Origin of the sequence: Flaviramulus basaltis (assembly GCF_900114265.1) — a bacterium.
GTDB classification, from domain to species: Bacteria; Bacteroidota; Bacteroidia; order Flavobacteriales; family Flavobacteriaceae; genus Flaviramulus; species Flaviramulus basaltis.
The window spans coordinates 435158-454972 of the sequence record NZ_FPKV01000002.1 but is presented as its reverse complement, the minus strand read 5'-3'; the positions used below and the strand labels follow the sequence as shown (position 1 = coordinate 454972).

Below are 19815 nucleotides of genomic sequence, written 5' to 3'. Positions count from 1 at the left end.
TTAATTTAGAATACTTAAATTTTTAAAAATAAAAACAGATAGTTGTGTCAACTATTTTGCTTGAAAAAGGTTTAAGTTTTATTTAAAAAGAAACTATTTCTATGGAAAAATTATTAAGAATAATAGGAGCCGCTTGGGGAGCAAAAAAAATTGGCGGTGGAAAATGTGGGTGTATAGGAACTGTATTTGTTTTTATAATTCTTTATTGGCTATTAGGCTATGTTTTTAAAGTGTTTTAGCAATTTTAGTAAGAGATTATTAATGCTATATTTGCAATTCCTATTAAAAATTCCAATATGTCATTTAAAAAACTCATTCAACCTTTAAAAGATTCACTTAAAAGCAAAGGTTTTGATGCCCCTTTACCGTTGCAAAAAGAAATTCTATCTAAAATAAAAGGCGGATCGAGTTTATTTGTTACAGCTCCAAAAGATTCAGGAAAAACCACAAGTATAATAATAAGTGTTATTCAGAAATTAAAAACACCTTTTGAAGATGCACCAAGAGCTTTAATTTTTGTAAAAGATAAGCAAGCAGCATTAGATTTGGAATTGGAGTTTAATGCTTTTAAAAGAGGTACAGATTTAAGAGTATATTGTGCTTATGATGAGCATAATATTGATATACAGCGTGATGAAATTTATAATGGTGTAGATATTGTTATTGCGACTCCAAAGCGTTTAAATAAAATCTTTTTTCTTAACGGCATCAATTTAAATAAACTCCAAATGTGTATTGTTGAGGATGCCGAATTTTTATTTGGGAACAACAATCTTGCTGAGGTTACAAGAACTCCAGAAAGTATTGGTAAGTGTCAATATTTAGTGTTTTCTGATAAATTTGATGCACGTTTTGAGCGCTGGCAAGAGTCTTTTATGTACAATGCCCAAGTAATAAAACAATAGTTGGTGTTGTTAAACCCATCATAAAATTTTGGTTTAGAATATTATAGATGTTTATTTTATAAATGAATTAAACAACTATTTTATGTATTCTATAAAAATCTGTTTCATTGTAATTACTTTGCTTTTTTCATTTGATGTTTCGGCTCAAGACATGTCTTTTGAAGAGTACAATCCAAAATCTACTCTCGTAGTTCCTGGAAAGATTATAAAACGTGCTAAGTTTCCTTTTATAGATGTACATGGGCATCAATACCAAATGCCAACTCAAGATTTAGAACCTTTAATTACAGCTATGGACACACTTAACGAAGCCATTATGGTGAATTTAAGTGGACGCTCTGGAGATCAACTTCAGCAGTCTGTAAAAAATATAGCAGACCATTATCCAAATAGATTTGTAGTTTTTGCTAATGTAAATTTCGATGGAGCAGGAGCAGAAGGTTGGATTGAAAAAACAGTAAATCAATTAAAAGAAGATGTGAAAAGCGGTGCAAAAGGCTTAAAAGTTTATAAAAGTCTAGGCATGTATAATAAAGATGTTGATGGTAATAGATTAGCAATTGATGATGAACGACTAGACCCAATATGGAAAACCTGTGGCGATTTAGGTATTCCAGTTTTAATTCATGCTGCAGATCCAAAATCGTTTTGGGATGAATTTGATGGTGATAATGAACGTTGGTTAGAACTTAAAACACATCCAAGAAGAAAACGCGGTGCCGATAATCCAGCACCATGGGAACAAATAATAGCAGAACAACATAATATGTTTAAAAAACATCCCAACACAACCTTTATAAATGCACATATGGGTTGGTTTGCTAATAATTTAGGGAAGTTAGGCGAGCTTTTAGATGACATGCCAAATATGAATGTTGGTATTGGTGCTATTATAGCAGAGTTAGGACGCCAACCACGTTTTGCAAAAGCCTTTTTTATTAAATATCAAGACCGTATTTTGTTTGGCAAAGACAGTTGGGTGCCACAAGAATTTCCGACTTATTTTAGAGTACTTGAAAGTGATGATGAATATTTTCCATATCATAAAAAATACCACGCATTTTGGGCTATGTATGGCTTAGATTTACCAGATGATGTTTTAAAAAAGGTATACTATAAAAATGCGCTACGTATTGTTCCGGGTTTAGATAAAAGTTTGTTTCCTAAAGATTAATGACTGCTTTCTTTTTTTAGAGTTTTAATACAATTGGTTAAAGCTCTAAAATTATGGTAAGTGCTTTTCCAAATATGACCTTTTAAAGCCATTTTTGATTCTGGTGTTTTATCAATGCCCCATTCGTACCAACCACCAAATTCATCATCCATAAAATAGGTTTTTGTGTATTTCCATAGGTTGTCAAATTGTGCTTTATAATTCAATGTGTCTTCAGGAAAATAGTCATTCATAATTAAAAGGCTATTTAAACCTTCGGCTTGTGCCCACCAGTTTTTATTATCATTAATTATAGTAAGGCTGTCCTCATTTTCATAATAATAACCACCATCGTACAAACCACCAAGTTCTTTATCAATGCCATTTTTTATGGTATGGTCTACCAAAAGTTTTGCTTTTGCAAGTGTGATTGCATCATTTTTTAAACCTAAAGCATGAGATGCTTCAAGCATCAAATAAGCTATTTCAATATCATGTCCGAAGGATATATGGTTTAAATAATAATGCCTTTTTATGTTTTCTTTTGAGGTGTTTTTATAAGAAATGGGTGTCCAATCTGCTGTGAAAAATAGATTCATATACCCTTTATCTGTTACAATAGTATCGCGTATTAGCAATAGTAGTTCTTCTAAACGTTGTGCTAGTAATTTATCTGGCCATACTTCATATAAAGACGTAAATGCTTCCAGTAAGTGAATGGAGCTATTCTGGTCTTTATAACCAATATCTGATGTTGAAGGCTCATCGTCTGGTCTTATAATTGGGCTCCCATCTAAATTAAGATTTTGAAAATAGCCTTTTAATTCTGCATCATGGCTATGCGTTTCTAACCAATAAAAAGTCTTTTTAGCATATTCTAACGCTTCAGGATTTTGTGAAGCTTCGTAGTAAGCAGCAAGACCATAAATAGCAAACGAATTTCCATATGCCGTTTTTTCTTGACCTCTACTAAAAATAGGTTCACCATCTTTCTCAACCAGATTATAAAACCCACCATTAATACTATCCCACATTTTATTCTTTAAAAACTCAAAACCATGTTTGGCATATGTTAGATAAGTACTGTCTTTATAAATTAAAGATGCTTTTGCATTAACCCAAACGTGTCTTGCTTGTGTAACAATCATTTTATTGTGATTTTCACCTAATTTAAAATCATGGGTAACATCGCTATAATAACCACCATCTTCCTTGTCTAAAACTAAAGGATACCACTTATCTAATAGATTATCTTTTGCTGCAACTTCTAATTCTGCTAAAAGCTCGTTATTAGTTGTTTTTTCTTCTTCTTCTTTACAGCTTGAAAAGATTACGGATAACAGACAAAAAACCGAAAACACTTTATTCATAATTTTACTTATTTAATAAATAAAGATAGAATAATATCTTAATTTTAAAGACATTCTTAGATATAGTACAATGAATTAGCAAAATAATACTAATCTCCATTTTTCTTATTCTCTAATTTCGTAAAATTAAATTCTTTATATGAAGTCTTATTTATACTTTTTTTTATTTTTTACTTTCAGTTTTATAAATGCGCAAACTGTTACCGATGATGTTTTTAAAATAAACGATCAAGAGTATCTGGAAATGAGAGGTGCGAACGTTATGTTAGCACACGATTTTTATCCAGAGAGTCATCAAGGTGGTGTTGGTATTATTCAGAATGGTATTCGTGTTGCTACAAATGGCGATTTACGTTTAGAGGCAACACCAGGGCAATGGCAACCTGTACCTAAAGTTGGAAAGCGAGAAGTAGATTTAAATTCACAAACTATAAGTGTGAAAATGCAGTATCCAGATGATGATAAAAACGGAAAAGGATTCAATCCTATTTTTTATCCAGATTTGGAAATAAAATATATTTTAAAAGTTACAGCTGAAGGGAAATCTTTTAAAATTACTGTAGATTTAGAAGAACCATTACCAGCAGAATGGGTTGGTAAAGTAGGCATGAACATTGAATTGTTTCCAGGATATCTTTTTGGGAAATCATATTATATGGATGAAACCTTCGGGATTTTTAATCGTCAAGCTAATGGTCCTGGTTATAATGATGCAAATCAAGCCTTTCAATTAAAACCCATGGCAGTTGGTAAAGAGTTAGTAATTGTACCTGAAGACCAAAAACAAACCCTTAGTATAAAGAATTTAAAAAACAATGAGTTGCAATTATTAGATGGTAGAGCGCAACATAGTAATGGTTGGTTTATTGTACGCTCACTAGTGCCCGCTGGGGTTACTAAAAATGCTATTGAATGGATTGTAACACCAACTGTAGTTAAAGATTATACTTATAAATCTGTTGTGCAAGTATCTCAAGTTGGGTATCATACAAATCAGTCTAAAATTGCAGTTATAGAAACCGATAAAAATGATAATGTAAAAGGTGTAATAAGTTTGTTAAGAGTTGATAATAAAGGTGGATTTACTGAAATTTTAAATGAAACACCAAAACTTTGGGGAGATTTTTTACGTTATCGTTATTATCATTTTGATTTTTCTGGTATTACCAAATCTGGCATGTATGTGGTAAAATATAATAATGAAATTACGCATGCTTTTCAAATTTCAGACGATGTTTATGAACGTGAAGTTTGGCAACCTACACTAGAATATTTTTTACCTGTACAAATGTGCCACATGCGTGTAAATGATCGATATAAAGTATGGCATGGTCGCTGTCATATAGATGATGCGAGAATGGCTCCAATAAATCATAATCATTTTGATGGCTATTTACAAGGTCCAGAAACTTTGACAACATATAAGTCTGGCGAACATGTTCCGGGAATAAATGTTGGTGGTTGGCACGATGCTGGCGATTATGATTTACGTGTAGAATCGCAAGCTTCAACAGTTGGTGGGTTATCTCATATTTATGAATTGTTTGATGTACAGTATGATAATACAACTATAGACCAAATCACTAAAACTGTTGAGATTTTGCAACCTGATGGTAAAGCAGATATTTTACAACAAATAGAACATGGCGCATTATCGGTTGTTGGTGGATATAAATCTTTAGGGCGATTTTATAGAGGCATTATTGTTCCGCATAAACGTCAGTATATTTTATTAGGTGATGCTGTAAATCATAGTGATGGCGCTATTTATTCAAAAGAGATTAACGCATCAGATGTTGATACTTTAGCTATTGAAAAAGGAATTTCAGGTGCACCAGATGATCGTTGGGTGTTTACAGAGCAAAATCCAAGAAGAGAATTTGAAGCCGCAGCAGATTTAGCAGCAGCTTCAAGAAGTTTACGAGGTTATAATGATGCTTTAGCAGAGGATTGTTTAACCATAGCAAGAGAAATATGGGATATTACTAAAACTGAAAATCCTTTAATAAAAGTACGTTTAGCAGTTGAATTACTTAAAACTACAAAAGACAAAACCTATGCAGATTTTCTTGTTGCAAATGCGAATGTTATTTCAGAAAACATTAGCAATACAGGTTGGATTGTTGGTCCTGTATTAGAGTTAATTTCAAATAAAGGATTTAAATCGAGCATACACAAAGCCGTTAAAAATTACATGCAAGAAGTAAAAGTGTTAGGTAAAGAAACACCTTACGGAATGCCATACAAACCTAATATTTGGGGCGCTGGTTGGGGTATTCAAAGTTTTGGGGTGCAACAATACTATTTGCACACGAGTTTTCCAGATATATTTCCAGACACCTACATGATAAACGCTATGAATTTTATTTTAGGCGTTCATCCAGGCGTAAATACATCATCATTTGCATCAGGTGTTGGTTCTCGTTCATTAACTCAAGCATATGGTATAAATCGTGGTGAGCATTCATATATTCCTGGCGGTATAGGTTCCGGCACCGCATTAATTCGTCCAGATTTTCCGGAGTTATTAGAATGGCCATTTTTATGGCAACAAACCGAATATGTTTTAGGTGGCGGAACCACAGATTATATGTTTTTAATATTAGCGGCTAACAAACTATTAAATGAGAAGAATTAAAATGAAACAACTCTTAATAACTGGTATTGGATGTGTCTTTATAATTACGACTAGTTTTAGCCAAACAATTGATAATAAACTAGTCAATAAAAGCGCAAGTAAAGAAGCCATAGCGTTGTATAATTATATAAGCCATTTAGGAGATAATATATTATCTGGTCAACATAGTTATAATGGGGATTCGGAGCAATTTTATAATAAAGCTCAAAATATTTCGGGTAAATATCCAGCAGTTTGGGGAACCGATTTTTATTGGAGTAGCGGGGAAGATCCTGGAGATAGAGTCGTAGAAGCTGCTAAAAAAATGTATAAAAAAGGCGCTATTATAACTTTGATGTGGCACGTTGGCAGACCAATGGATGATGCACCTTTTGGTTGGAAAGAAAGTGTTCAAAATAAAATTACCGATGAAGAATGGAACGATTTAATTACTCCAGGAACCGCATTACATAAAAGATGGTTAGCTCAAATAGACCATATTGCTGGTTATTTAAAACAATTGCAAGAAGCTCATATTCCTATTCTTTGGAGGCCTTATCACGAAATGAATGGCGTTTGGTTTTGGTGGGGAAATAAAAGAGGAGCCCAAGGTTATTCCAAACTTTGGCAGTTATTGTATGATCGTTATACAAATCATCATATGTTAAATAACTTAATTTGGGTTTGGAATGCGAATGCACCAAGAGATATTCCTCAAGATGAAGGGTTTGATTATCATCTTTTTTATCCAGGACATGATTATGTTGACATTCTAGCGACTGATGTTTATCATTTTGATTATGAGCAAAACGAATACGAACAATTATTAAAACTCGCCGAAGGCAAACCTATTGCTTTAGGTGAAGTAGGACAGTTACCAAAAACTAATATTTTAGATGCGCAACCAAAATGGTCATGGTTTATGGTTTGGTCTAATTGGTTAGAAACAGCAAACACAGAAGAAGGGGTAAAAAGCATATATAATTACAAAAACACCATTACAAGAGATGAAGTTCAAATTAAAAATTAAGCAACTATTAATTACGTTTATAGCACTTTATTCTGTTAACAATTTTGCACAAACAGAATTTACCACTTGGGGAAATTTAACAGGTATTAGAATAGACAATCAACTTATGGAATTCAATTCTAGCTTAGTTGTTATTGATACTTTAAACGAGGAACGCGCTACAGTAAAAGAAGGGCAAAAAATCCTTTTTAAGCGTGTTGATGATGCAAAGATTTTTAGTTATGAAATAGATAGTTTAAGTTGGAATCAAACCATAAAAACACCAGAAAAAGGTAAAGCAGAAATAGCTATTGATTTCTCTTCAAAAGTTGATACCATTATAAATGGTGCTTTTTTTAGATTGAATTTACCTAAGAAATTTGATGAAACTACAATAATTAGTTTTAAAAGTTCAGAAAAGCCAGAATACATTAAACTTTCTGAAGAAGCCATGAAATCATCATTTTTGGTTAAAGCTAATAGTATAAAAATTGAAGCTGATACTAGACAACTGCATATTGATTTAAAAAATGAAACATTTATTTCAATAAAAGCAGATACCATAACAAAATCTGGTTTTGAAATCATGTTTTTAATGGCATCAAAAAGTGTTACAGCTAACCAGGTTTTTAGTAATATATTTAATATTACAGCAACAGGAGATATTGAAACAGAACCAGTAAATCTTAAAGTATTTCCTAAACAACAAGGACAACCTTTTGATGGTATTGGTGGAAACTTCAGATTACAAAACCCAAATGTAGATCCACAAGTTATTGATTATTGTTTAGAGAATTTACGAGTAGCTTGGTCTAGATTAGAAATGCCATGGCAATTATGGCATCCAGACTTAGATAAAAACCCTATAGAAGAAGCAAAAAAAGGAAATATTCATCCTAAAGTTAAAGCAGCCATGGAAATGGCTCAGCGTTTAGATAAAAAGGGAATTCCTGTTATACTTGCTGCTTGGTATGGACCAGATTGGGCAATTATTGGAGAAAGAGCAAGAGGAGAAAACCCAGATGGAACACGCGGGAATGCTTTAGATTTAACTAAAAAAGAAGCCATTTATAAATCTATTGCATCATATATAAAATATTTAAAAGAAGTGTATAGCGTTAAAACGGTTATGTTTTCTTTTAATGAAGCCGATTTGGGTATTGAAATTCGTCAAACACCAAAAGAGCATAACGAGTTTATAAAGGAAATGGGAATGTATTTAGAATCTCAAGGTTTAGATACTCAATTTTTTCTTGGCGATACTGCCGATGCTAATGGTTGGAATTTTACAACTTTAGGTTCTACAGATCCAGAAACTCAACCTTATATTGGCGGTGTTTCGTTCCATTCATGGCGCGGTTATACAAATGAAAACCTTTTAAAATGGCACGATATTTCCAACCGTGTCAATAAACCATTGTTTGTTGGAGAAGGCAGTATTGATGCAGGTGGATGGCGTTACCCTCAAATTTTTGAGGAACCAACTTACGCTTTAGATGAAATAGATGCTTATATAAAGATATTAAACATATCGCAACCAAAAACTATTTTACAGTGGCAATTAACATCAGATTATTCGGTGCTTTCTGGCGGTGGTGTTTTTGGTAATACAAAAGATGAATTACATCCTACACAGCGTTTTTTCAACTTAAAACAGTTAGGAGAAACACCAAAAGGTTTGTTTGCAATTCCAATAACTACAACACATGATGCTGTTACTTGTGCAGCTTTAGGAGATGCTTCAAAAGGGAATTATGTAATTCATTTGGTAAACAAAGGTGCTACAAGAATAGCAAATCTTACTGGTTTACCTCTTAAAATTAAATCTGCTGAGGTATATGTAACTAACATTCAGAAATCTTATCAGAAAGTAAAAACAGTTCCAGTTAAAAATGGTGAACTTTCAGTTGAATTAGAAGGCGCAAGCTTTATTTCTTTATTTGCTAAATAGTTTTTCATAAATAATTTAGAATCAAATTTTTTCAATTAAAATAGGTATTATCTTTGGTATAATAAATTGTACCTAAAATCTATAAATGAAAAATTTAATTTTACTTTTTTTTGTCTGTTTCATTACAAATGGTTTTTCTCAAAAAATAAGTAATGAGCAAATTGCTTCACAAATTAGTCAGTATAAAAATGACGTTCGCGGACCTTATAAAGATATCCGTTGGTTCTGTACTGATGGAAGTATTAGACAGCCTAAAGACCCATGTCCAGATAATATTGGACCAGGAGTTCAGCATGCGCGTTATAAAGACGACGTTGTAGCATTAGCTAAAAACAATCAAATTTACTTAGGTCAGATTTTGGCTTATACAGATAAAGACGAATTTTGGGATGCTAAAAACAATCATTCCAGATTAAAGCAATATCAATTAGATAAATATTTAAGAGCTGTTGATAATGGTTGGATAAATGAAAAAGGACAATTTTATAGAGGTGCTATTCAATCTGAAGATGAAGAAGCTTGGGGCATCGATTTTTATAAGTGGTTATTAGCTAATGATGCTAATATTGAAAAAAATTACTTCTTAATTCGCCAATCGTTAAAAGATATTCCTCATAGTGGAGATGATAATTTGTCTCAATTAATACGCAGTCAATCTAAAGTTATTTCAGATGAATTTCTTCCGTTTATGGATTTACGAGTTAAAATTCATAGTCAACCAGATTTTAAAGATATTTCTAAAGTAAAAGAGTTTAAAGAAAAGTTTAGTTCAAAATTATCAAAATCTCAAACAGATAAAGTCGATGAGCTAATAAAAACGATGACTAAGTTTTATAAACCAATTGATATTAAGACCTTGGCTAATAAAACATCATTATTTAAAAACACTGTAGTTGCTGAAAAAATTAATAGTTATATTCTAAGCAATTCATCAGAAACACAAGCGTCTGCATTAATTCCAGAAACAGCTCAATTAATAATAGATATAAGAGAATCTCTTTTAGAAGTAAAAAGTCCTCTAGGGCGTTTACAACTTCTAGATATATCTTTAAAATTAGAAGAAATTATTTTTAAAATGTCACCGGAATGGGAGCCAGATAATTTGCAAGGAATGCTTACTAAAATTTGTTATTTAGGTATGGCAACTGCTGGTTCTGGTTATATTGAAATGTCTGAATGGGATGCCATTAGTTTAAAATCTCCATTTCCTGATGAAAACAATATGACGTTAGATGCCTTAACTCATGTTTTGGAAAATGGAAGAAGTTTAGTAGAGTGGAGCTCATCTATGGTAAAAGCAAATTATCAAAATATTGTTGATGTTTATACCAATTTCGAGCCTAAAACTTACGGATTTATAGATGATAAAATTAGAGGTTCTGTAGCCTTGTATTTAGGAGAAAGTGTTGGGAAGTTAGGCGATTTTATAGCTTTAGAATCATCGTTAACCAATAAAGTATTGGATATTCCAAATCAAAGTGCTTTTAGAGGTTTAAATCCAGGTTATGCTTTTGGAGAGTTGGTTGTTGTTGATGGTTCTCCAGATGATATTGAAGTGGATTCAGATAAAATTTATATTTTTCAGCGTCCACCCGCAGATTTGAAGCCAATTGCAGGAATTGCTACCGTTTCCGAAGGTAATATGGTGTCACATGTTCAATTATTAGCAAGAAATTTAGGAATTCCAAATGCAGCACTTTCTGATGCAAATTTGAAGAGTTTAAAAAAGTATAATAGTCAAAACGTTTTTTATGCTGTTTCTAATAAAGGAAACATTATCATTAAGCTTGAAAAGGATATGACTGAGACCGAACGTTTACTTTTTACAAAAAAGGAGCGTAACGAAGAGAAAATAGAAGTACCCGTTGAAAATATACTTTTGAATGAAACTAATATTCTTAATTTGAGAAGTGTTGATGCTAGTGATTCTGGTAAACTTTGCGGGCCTAAAGCAGCAAATTTAGGACAGTTAAAAAAGATGTTTCCAGAGCAAGTTGTAGAAGGTTTGGTCATTCCTTTCGGAATTTTTAGAGAACACATGAATTTACCTATGCCAAATCAAACTGTGTCTTATTGGACGTTTTTAAACACAATGTTTAAAGAAGCAGAAGGTATGCGTTCTCAAGGAATAGCTGAGGCAGAGGTTGAAAATTACCAGTTAAAGGAATTAGAAACACTTAGGAATGCAATTAAAGAAATGACTTTAAATCCTAAGTTTGTTGCACAATTGGAGAAAGACTTTACATCTATTTTAGGTGCAGATTTGGGTAACATTCCAGTATTTTTAAGAAGTGATACCAATATGGAAGATCTTAAAGATTTTACAGGTGCAGGATTAAATCTAACCTTGTTTAATGTCTTGGATAAAAATAAGATTATTGATGGTATAAAAGATGTTTGGGCATCACCTTATACAGAGCGTAGTTTTAAATGGCGTCAAAAATATTTATTAAATCCAGAAAACGTATTTCCTTCTATTTTAGTGATTCCTAGTGTGGATGTTGATTATTCGGGAGTACTTATAACAAAGGGGATTAGTAACGGTAATGAAGATGATTTAACGGTTGCTTTTAGTCGAGGAGCAGGTGGTGCAGTTGATGGACAATCAGCAGAAACCTATTTGATAAAAATTGATGGTGGAACACGATTTTTAGCGCCAGCAAGAGAACAATATTATAATAGTTTACCAATATCTGGTGGCACCGAAAAGAAATTAGCAACGTTTGAAACTTCGGTTTTAAATCAGCAAAATATTAATGAAATTCGTGAGTTAGCAAAAACCATTAGAGAAACACTTCCTAAAGAAACGCATTCTGATTACAAGGGAGCTTATGATGTAGAACTTGGATTTAAGAACAATAAATTGTGGTTGTTTCAAATACGTCCGTTTGTAGAAAACAAAAAGGCTTTAAGTTCAGACTATTTAGAAACTATAACGCCAAAAATTGATAAAAACAAAGTGATTTCGCTTTCAGAAAAACTATAAGACATTATGAAAAAGGTTTTAATTATTACCCTAATATTTACTATTTGTTCTTCATTTACAATATTTACTTTTTATCCTATTGATGGTTATGAGCATACAGGAATTAAACGATTAAAACGTTTAGAACTTATTAAAAGTGGCGAGATTGTTGAGACTTCAAAATTACCAGTTGGTGCTATGAAGTCTTATCTGGATATTAAATTGAATTTACTATCAAAAAAAAATGATAGTGTTAAATGCTATTTAAAAGTAGATGAAGATTTTCAGAAAGAAATTAATGGGTTATTTAGAGGTTTAGATAGAAGTTATTCTTTAGCTGTTTTAGATATTTCAGATATTAACCATGTGCGTTTTGCACAACGTAATGAAACAGCAGGTTATCAACCAGGAAGCGTTGGTAAATTAGCTGTACTAACAGGTTTGTTTAATCAATTAGCTAAAATTTATCCAGATGATTTTGAAAAGCGTTTAGATTTATTAAGAAACAAATCAGTAAAAGCAGGTGTTTGGGGTTTAACCGATGAGCATACCATTCCTATTTATAATATAGAAACTAAAAAGCTAGTAAAGCGACAAGTAGTTGCTAGTGATGTGTTTACGCTTTTTGAATGGGCAGATCACATGTTATCTGTAAGTAATAATGGTGCTGCTAGTATTGTTTGGAGAGAGGTTTTATTAATGCAAGCTTTTGGTGAAAAATATCCAGAATTAACTCCAGAAGAAGCTGATACTTATTTTAAAACAACGCCAAAAAAGGAGCTTACCGATTTAGGAAATGATGTGGTTAATTTACCATTACGCGATTTAGGAATAACGCATGACGAATGGCGTTTAGGTAGTTTTTTTACAAGAGGAGCTAATACTTATGTTGGAGATAAAGGAGGTAGTATTGGGACCACTTTAGGCTTAATGAAATTTTTAGTTCAATTAGAACAAGGAAATGTTATTGATGAAGAGTCTAGTTTAGAAATGAAACGTTTAATGTATATGACAGATCGCCGTATCCGTTATGCACAATCACCAGCTTTAAAAGACGCTGCGGTATATTTTAAGTCGGGAAGTTTGTATAAATGTGATAGAAGTAACGGGCAAGTTTGCGGAAAATATATGGGAAATGTACAAAATTTTATGAATTCTGTAGCTATAGTTGAACATCCAGATAATTGCAATTATATGGTCGTTTTAATGACTAATGTACTTAGAAAAAATTCGGCAACAGACCACATGATGCTTGCAGCAAGCATTGATAAAATTATTAGGAAATAAAATGATAATATGGGTTATATTTATTTCGTTTATTTTATTATTTCTTGCTCTTGACTTAGGTGTTTTTAATAAAACTCCTCACATTATATCAACAAAAGAAGCTTCAATATGGACGCTTATTTGGATAAGTATTGCTCTATGCTTTTCATTGTTAATATTTATTATTTTTAAAAACGATTGGGTGGATAATCCCACTAATTTAACACCTGTTGATGCTTCATTAAAGTATATAACCGGTTATTTAATTGAATTATCTTTAAGTATAGATAATATTTTTGTTATTGCAGTTATTTTTTCATCCTTTAAAATCCCTCAAAAACACCAACATAGAGTACTGTTTTGGGGAATTATAGGGGCTATTGTTTTTAGGGCACTCATGATATTCTTTGGTGTTACCCTTTTTATAAAATTTGAATGGATAACCTATCTGTTTGGTATTTTCTTAATATTTACTGCAATTAAATTATTCTTTTCTAAAGAAGATAATGAGTTTAACCCTAAAAAAGGATTTTTATATAGAGTTTTAGGAAAAATTATACCTATATCATCAACTGTTGAGAGTGAATATTTTTTTATAAGGAAAAAACACTTACTTGTGGCAACACCATTATTTTTAGTGTTAATTTTAATAGAATTTACAGATGTGCTTTTTGCTTTTGATAGTATTCCAGCAATTTTAGCAATTACTACTAATCCTTTTATTGTATTTAGTTCTAATATTTTGGCCATATTAGGGTTGCGTTCTATGTATTTCTTTTTGAGTAATATGACAAGTAAATTTATTTATATAAAGTATAGTTTGGTTGCTATTTTAAGCTTTGTTGGTGTGAAATTATTATTATCACATAGTTATAAATTCCCTGAATGGGTTTCACTTACTTTTATTTTCTTTGCTTTATTTTTGGGTGTTTTAGTTTCCTTAAAATCAAAAAAAAACATTAAAGATGATTAAGTGTTTTACTTGCTTTTTGCCTTATTTTTTCATTAGAATCGGTCTCTATTACCATTTCTAAAAGTGAATTAAATTTTAGATTTTTAGATTTCTCTATAAGGTATAAAACTGCTAATTTAAGTTTTACGTCTTTTCGTTTTAATAATTCGTGATAACATTCTGTTTCACTTAAAATTTTTAAATTTAGCTTCTTTATTTTTTCTTCAGAATTGGTTTCATATAGTGCAGATTCTGCAACAGGGATTAGCTCTTTTTTAAGTTGTTTGTCTAAAAGGTTGTCCAAAAACTCGATAGCATGTATTCGTTGTTCTTCTTTACCATTTAAAATGGAATTTAAAATAGGATCAACATCATGTGGTGGGTATTTAATGCCTAAAAACCTAAATATGCGTTGTAATTGTCTGTCTAAACGTTGTTCTAGCAAGTTTATAAGCGATTTTCTTGCTTGATTTTCGTCTTTGGTTTCAGGATTTTCAGCATTCTTTTTGTATTGTATAACGATTTGCGAATGAATTACAGACAAAGTATTTTGATACAAATAACATTCATCAATAATTTTACTAACAATAAAATGGTCTTTTATAATGAGATTTGGGTATTTCCATTTTAAGCGTTTTAAAGCTTCAATAGCTTCAATTTTAATAGTATGTTCGGTATCGGTGGTTAATTTTATTAAAGTATTTATTGCTTTTTGTGATGCAAACTTTTCGATAACAGAAATCACATAAGGTGCATCTTCAATATCTATAAATTCAAACTTAACATTCTTATAAAGTATTTCTATTATAGGTTCTCCAAATAGGAAAAGAGCATCAACAGCATCTTTTCTGGTGTCTTTATCTGTTAAATGTGGGATGATTAAGTTTACAAATTGTTCATCTAAAGTTTTTGAAGCACTATAAATAGCTGTTTTAAGAATATTTAGATTTTTTGATTCCAAATTATTTTTTATAACATCATAGAATTTTTGAATACGTGCATTTCCTATACTCTCGAGGATAGCATGAATTTTATATGTTTTGTCTTCTTCATTTTGTAGCTGATTATATTCAGTCAAAGCACTTTCAATTCTTTGTTCTAAGCTAAACTTATTTTGAAGAGATACATTATTTCGTAATTCTAAAGACAACCCAATTAAAGCAGCATTTTTTATGGTTTTATCTTCAATATTTAAATAAGTATTAAAAAGCTCAACGGTATTTTTCTTATAATGTTTTGATAAGTATCTAAAAGCGGCAGTGGTTACTTCTTGGTCTACATTATAAACCATCGGTTCTATGGTGTCGCATAAATTTTCCGACTTTAAAAAGTATAGGTTTTCAATAGCTAAAAACTTAATTTTTGCAGAAGGGTGATTTAAGAGTTCTTTTATTGCGAAAAAAAAGCGCTCATCTTTTACTTCAAGAGTTTTTTGTAACATGTGTAAAACTTGTTTTTTATTACCATTTTGAAGTACATTAATAACGGTATTTACAATAGAAGTGACTTTAATTTCTTTCTTGTTTGTTTTCTCTTTTTTAACTGATGAATCTTCTAATAACCCTTTAAAAGCAATAATATATTCGTTTTTTAAATGATAAATAAAATATAGCCAAACACATATTAGGCTAATAATTATTAAACTAATATATGTTGAAGAAATATTTAATCCGTTAATAAAAAAGATAAGTATAAAGCCAGCTAATCCTGTTGCAATACTATCTATTACAACATCTGTAAATGTTTTTGTTTTCTTTTTAATTTCAATAGGAATAGGAATAGAAAGCAACTCTGTTGATGCTTTATTTACAGATTGTTTTAAACTACCATCTACAATTTTAATAAATACAATAACCCACAATTGAGGAATTAAAAGCAATAAAATTGAACCTACAAGAATTCCAGAAGGTAACCAAAGTAAGGACTTTCCAACACCAAAGGTACCAACTATTCGCTTAGTTAAAAATAACTGAATCAATAAAGAAATAACACTCAATGTAGAAAACCAAAACCCAAAAAAGGATGTTAATTCATCAGGATCATTTATAAGTCTTGAAGCGTAGTCACTATATTGATAATCAACTAATTTGGCGACTAAAACACTAATGCCAATTACAACAGCTATTAAACTTAATAACTTAGATTGTTTTATAAGTTTTATTGGGGACTCACTTTTTGGGCTAGTTCTTAAAGAAACTTGAAAAGGATTAAGCTTTTCAACTTCATATTTCCATATGTATCTAGTTATTGGAATACAAATAGCTAATAAAAGTGCGGCTATAAATAATAAATGTTCAGAGTTAAAAAAGCGTGTTAATAGTGATGTTAAATAGCCTCCAAAAATACCACCAGCAATGGCACCAGCTCCTATAAAACCAAAAACTCTTTTGGCCTCTCTTACATTGTAGACCAAGTTTGCTAAAATCCAGAATTGGGATGCTGTTAATAAACCAAATATAGCAACCCACACATAAGGAATGTATAAAAGAAAACCATTATTTAGTTTAAATGAAAAAGCAAAAGCAAATAGAATTAAAGAAATTATTGAACCAATAAGCGTGCGGTCTATAACAATATTTAAAGGGTATTTCTCTAAAGCTTTATCATAAAAATGATAACCTATTATAGCAACAATTGCTGTTAAAACATAACCTAGTGGTAAAGCATCTGATGTGAGTTCAGACAGAAATAAAGAATTTATAGTAGGTTTTATTATTAATAGACATGTAATAATAATAAAAATATTAAGCTGTAATAAAAGTGTTTTATTTAATTCCTCTTCCTTTAAATCGAAAGCCTTAAGAATGTATAATTTAAGCGTTTTAATAATTGACATTGGGAGGTTCAATTTTGCAGGATACTTTGTGATGCTTTTCTTTTAATTATATCACAAAGCTAATACATTGTATATTGATTTTAACTAAAAATAGTTAAATAACATACTTTTATAAAAGCTTAAGAATAAACTTATTTAATTTAAAGCTATTGAATTTGTAGACACTTTGTTTTTTAGAACTTTTTCAATAGGTTTTACAAGGTCTCTTATAATTTGTTCACCATTAGAATCATCTATTAATGCGACTAATATATAGCGTCTACTAGGATCATTTCCCCATACTAATATAGAATCTGAGTGGTACGTTTGCCAAGACCCAGATTTTCTAAATAAATGAGCATTTGGAGCGATTTTATCTAAAGTACTAACAAATTTATGATGTAAATCTGGGTTACCCATAATGTCTAACATTTGTTTGGATCTTTTTTGATTTACCAATTTACCATGAGCTAATAAATAATAATATCTACAAACTTGGTTTACGCTTGCTGCATGACTTAAATTTTTAATTGGTTCTCTATTAGTTTTACCGCCACCACCATAACGTTTTCCTACCCAAAGGCCTCCACCTTTGTTTTCATCATAAAACTTATATTTTGGATCTGTCATTACAGATTCAATTTTTTCATAACCAAGTCTATCAATCATTCTTGTTGCTGCATGATTATCAGATTTGCTAATCATAATTTTCATGTCATTTTTTACATCAGCAGTTTCTTTTAGTTCTCCTTTTTCTATAGCATCCATAGCCGATAGAAGTATAGCGATTTTAGGTAAGCTAGCAGCATACATCATATAATTGCCATTAATGCTAGCGTATCTTACTTTTTCAGGATTACTTAAATCTACTATTCCAACAGACATCTTTTTTTGAGATATCAAATTTTTCCATTCAGGATTAGCTTTTAATTCCTTTTCTAGACTTTTTTGAAGTGTTGCATTAGAAAATGATGATAAAGGCTTAATTTGTGAATCACTTACTTGAATGGGTAAACCTTTTTGTGCATGTAGAGTAAGGTTAAATACCATGAATAGTAATAAGGAAAAAGCATTTATTTTCATTTCTTAATTATAGTTATTAGAATATAGACAAAAGTATTTATAATGTGGATTGTTAAAGTGTTAAAGTTTCTAATTCTTTAAAAACTAAAACGTGAATAAATACGAGTTATTTCACCCTTTTAGATTTTAATAACTGTTAAAATTTTAAAAATAAAAAATTTAAACCTTCTAACTATAAAGGTATGTTTCCATGCTTGCGTTTTGGTCTATCAACTTTTTTATCTTCAAGCATTGAGAATGCCTTAATTAGTTTGCGTCTAGTGTTTTCTGGTAAGATTACTTCATCAATAAAACCACGGCTAGCAGCTCTATATGGATTAGCAAATTTTTCAGCATATTCAGCTTCTTTTTCAGCTAGTTTTTCTTCAGAATTGTCAGCAGCAGCTATTTCTCTTCTAAAAATAATTTCACTGGCACCTTTAGCTCCCATAACGGCGATTTCTGCACCAGGCCAAGCGTAATTTAAATCGGCTCCAATATGCTTGGAGTTCATAACATCATAAGCACCACCATAGGCTTTTCTGGTAATAACGGTAACTCTAGGTACTGTTGCTTCACTTAAAGCATATAAAAGTTTAGCGCCATGTACAATAATACCATTCCATTCTTGGTCTGTTCCTGGTAAAAAACCTGGGACATCAACCAAAACTAATATTGGAATATTAAAACAATCGCAAAAACGTGTAAAACGTGCAGCTTTTTTAGAACTATTTACATCTAAAACACCTGCTAAAAACATTGGTTGATTGGCAATAATACCAACACTTCTTCCTCCTAAACGCGCAAAACCAACAATAATGTTTTCTGCATAATCTTTATGGATTTCATAAAAGGAATGGTCATCAATAATACCTGCAATTACCTCATGCATATCATAAGGTTTATTAGCATTGTCTGGTACAATATCAGATAAAACAGTTCTTACTTCATCATTTAAATTATAATCTAATTTACTAGGTGTTTCTTTGTTATTTTGTGGTAAGTAGCTTAATAATTTTTTTAAGTCTTCTAAACATTCTACATCATTAGTAGAAGTTTTATGTGCTACTCCAGATTTTGATGCATGTGTATATGCACCACCTAATTCTTCACTAGTAACTTCTTCGTTTGTGACGGTTTTTACAACATTAGGTCCGGTTACAAACATGTAACTTGTATTTTCTACCATCATAGTAAAATCTGTCATTGCTGGAGAGTATACTGCTCCACCCGCACATGGACCCATAATTGCAGATATTTGCGGAACAACACCAGATGCTTGTACGTTTCTATAAAATATATCGGCATAACCACCAAGCGAGCGAACACCTTCTTGAATTCTTGCACCACCAGAATCATTCAATCCAACTATTGGTGCTCCAACTTTAACAGCCAAATCCATGATTTTGCATATTTTTTCGGCGTGAGTTTCAGATAAAGCACCACCAAAAACAGTAAAATCTTGAGCATAAACATAAACCAATCTGCCATTTATTGTACCATAACCAGTAATTACACCATCACCAAAATAGATTTCCTTTTCCATATCAAAATCGGTGGTTCTGTGAGTAACTAGAATGCCAATTTCTTCAAAAGAGCCTTCATCCATTAAATAATTAACACGTTCTCTTGCTGTTAATTTCTTTTTTGCATGTTGTTTACCAATACGTTTTTTTCCGCCACCTAAATGGGCTTTATTAATACGCTCGTTTAACTTGTTTATTTTATTTTCTTTTGAGTCCATCTATAT

The 19815-nt window shown here is 31.2% G+C and carries 13 protein-coding genes; 9 read left to right on the top strand and 4 right to left on the bottom strand.

Going from position 1 to position 19815, the window contains the following annotated elements; all coding sequences use genetic code 11:
* Positions 1-101: 101 nt before the first annotated feature.
* The 3 genes from BT151_RS18595 (at position 102) to BT151_RS08620 (ending at position 2079) form a co-directional block, all read left to right on the top strand.
* Entirely contained in the window at positions 102-239 is a 138-nt protein-coding gene (locus tag BT151_RS18595; protein ID WP_171946624.1) for a hypothetical protein, read from the top strand.
* Positions 240-296: 57 nt separating this feature from the next.
* A complete protein-coding gene (locus BT151_RS08625; RefSeq protein WP_072401394.1) occupies positions 297-905 on the top strand; it encodes a DEAD/DEAH box helicase in 609 nt (202 codons plus the stop codon).
* Between the two features lie 82 nt (positions 906-987).
* Positions 988-2079, top strand: coding sequence for an amidohydrolase family protein (locus tag BT151_RS08620; protein WP_072401393.1), 1092 nt, complete (start codon positions 988-990; stop codon positions 2077-2079).
* On the opposite strand, the gene BT151_RS08615 is transcribed toward BT151_RS08620, so the two are convergent.
* Positions 2076-3428 carry an AGE family epimerase/isomerase gene (locus tag BT151_RS08615; RefSeq protein ID WP_072401392.1) on the bottom strand — a complete coding sequence of 451 codons (1353 nt, stop codon included), beginning with the start codon at positions 3426-3428 and terminating at the stop codon, positions 2076-2078. The genes BT151_RS08620 and BT151_RS08615 overlap by 4 nt on opposite strands.
* Positions 3429-3567: 139 nt before the next feature.
* On the opposite strand from BT151_RS08615, the gene BT151_RS08610 reads away from it, so the two are divergent.
* From BT151_RS08610 to BT151_RS08585, 6 genes are all read left to right on the top strand, one after another.
* The gene (locus BT151_RS08610; protein WP_072401391.1) at positions 3568-6066 is read left to right on the top strand and encodes a glycoside hydrolase family 9 protein; all 2499 of its coding nucleotides are present in this window, start codon (positions 3568-3570) and stop codon (positions 6064-6066) included.
* Complete coding sequence (locus tag BT151_RS08605; RefSeq protein WP_084647908.1) at positions 6053-7075, top strand: glycosyl hydrolase; 1023 nt, start codon at positions 6053-6055, stop codon at positions 7073-7075. Before BT151_RS08610 ends, BT151_RS08605 begins: the two co-directional genes overlap by 14 nt.
* Positions 7053-9005: a hypothetical protein gene (locus BT151_RS08600; RefSeq protein WP_072401390.1), complete on the top strand. Its 1953-nt coding sequence runs from the start codon at positions 7053-7055 to the stop codon at positions 9003-9005. The genes BT151_RS08605 and BT151_RS08600 overlap by 23 nt, the downstream gene beginning before the upstream one ends.
* Before the next feature lie 85 nt (positions 9006-9090).
* The gene (locus BT151_RS08595; protein ID WP_072401389.1) at positions 9091-11991 is read left to right on the top strand and encodes a PEP/pyruvate-binding domain-containing protein; all 2901 of its coding nucleotides are present in this window, start codon (positions 9091-9093) and stop codon (positions 11989-11991) included.
* 6 nt (positions 11992-11997) lie between these two features.
* A complete protein-coding gene (locus tag BT151_RS08590) occupies positions 11998-13257 on the top strand; it encodes a serine hydrolase (protein WP_072401388.1) in 1260 nt (419 codons plus the stop codon).
* Position 13258: 1 nt separating this feature from the next.
* On the top strand, positions 13259-14209 hold the full coding sequence (locus BT151_RS08585) for a TerC/Alx family metal homeostasis membrane protein (RefSeq protein WP_072402608.1): 951 nt from the start codon (positions 13259-13261) through the stop codon (positions 14207-14209).
* Here the strand turns inward: BT151_RS08585 and BT151_RS08580 are convergent.
* The 3 genes from BT151_RS08580 to BT151_RS08570 all read right to left on the bottom strand — a co-directional run bounded on the left by BT151_RS08580 (position 14196) and on the right by BT151_RS08570 (position 19809).
* Positions 14196-17024 carry an Npt1/Npt2 family nucleotide transporter gene (locus BT151_RS08580; protein WP_072401387.1) on the bottom strand — a complete coding sequence of 943 codons (2829 nt, stop codon included), beginning with the start codon at positions 17022-17024 and terminating at the stop codon, positions 14196-14198. The two genes, BT151_RS08585 and BT151_RS08580, sit on opposite strands and share 14 nt — an antisense overlap.
* 135 nt (positions 17025-17159) lie before the next feature.
* Positions 17160-18086, bottom strand: coding sequence for a serine hydrolase (locus BT151_RS08575; protein WP_072401386.1), 927 nt, complete (start codon positions 18084-18086; stop codon positions 17160-17162).
* 172 nt (positions 18087-18258) lie between these two features.
* Positions 18259-19809, bottom strand: coding sequence for an acyl-CoA carboxylase subunit beta (locus BT151_RS08570; RefSeq protein WP_072401385.1), 1551 nt, complete (start codon positions 19807-19809; stop codon positions 18259-18261).
* Between the last annotated feature and the right edge of the window lie 6 nt (positions 19810-19815).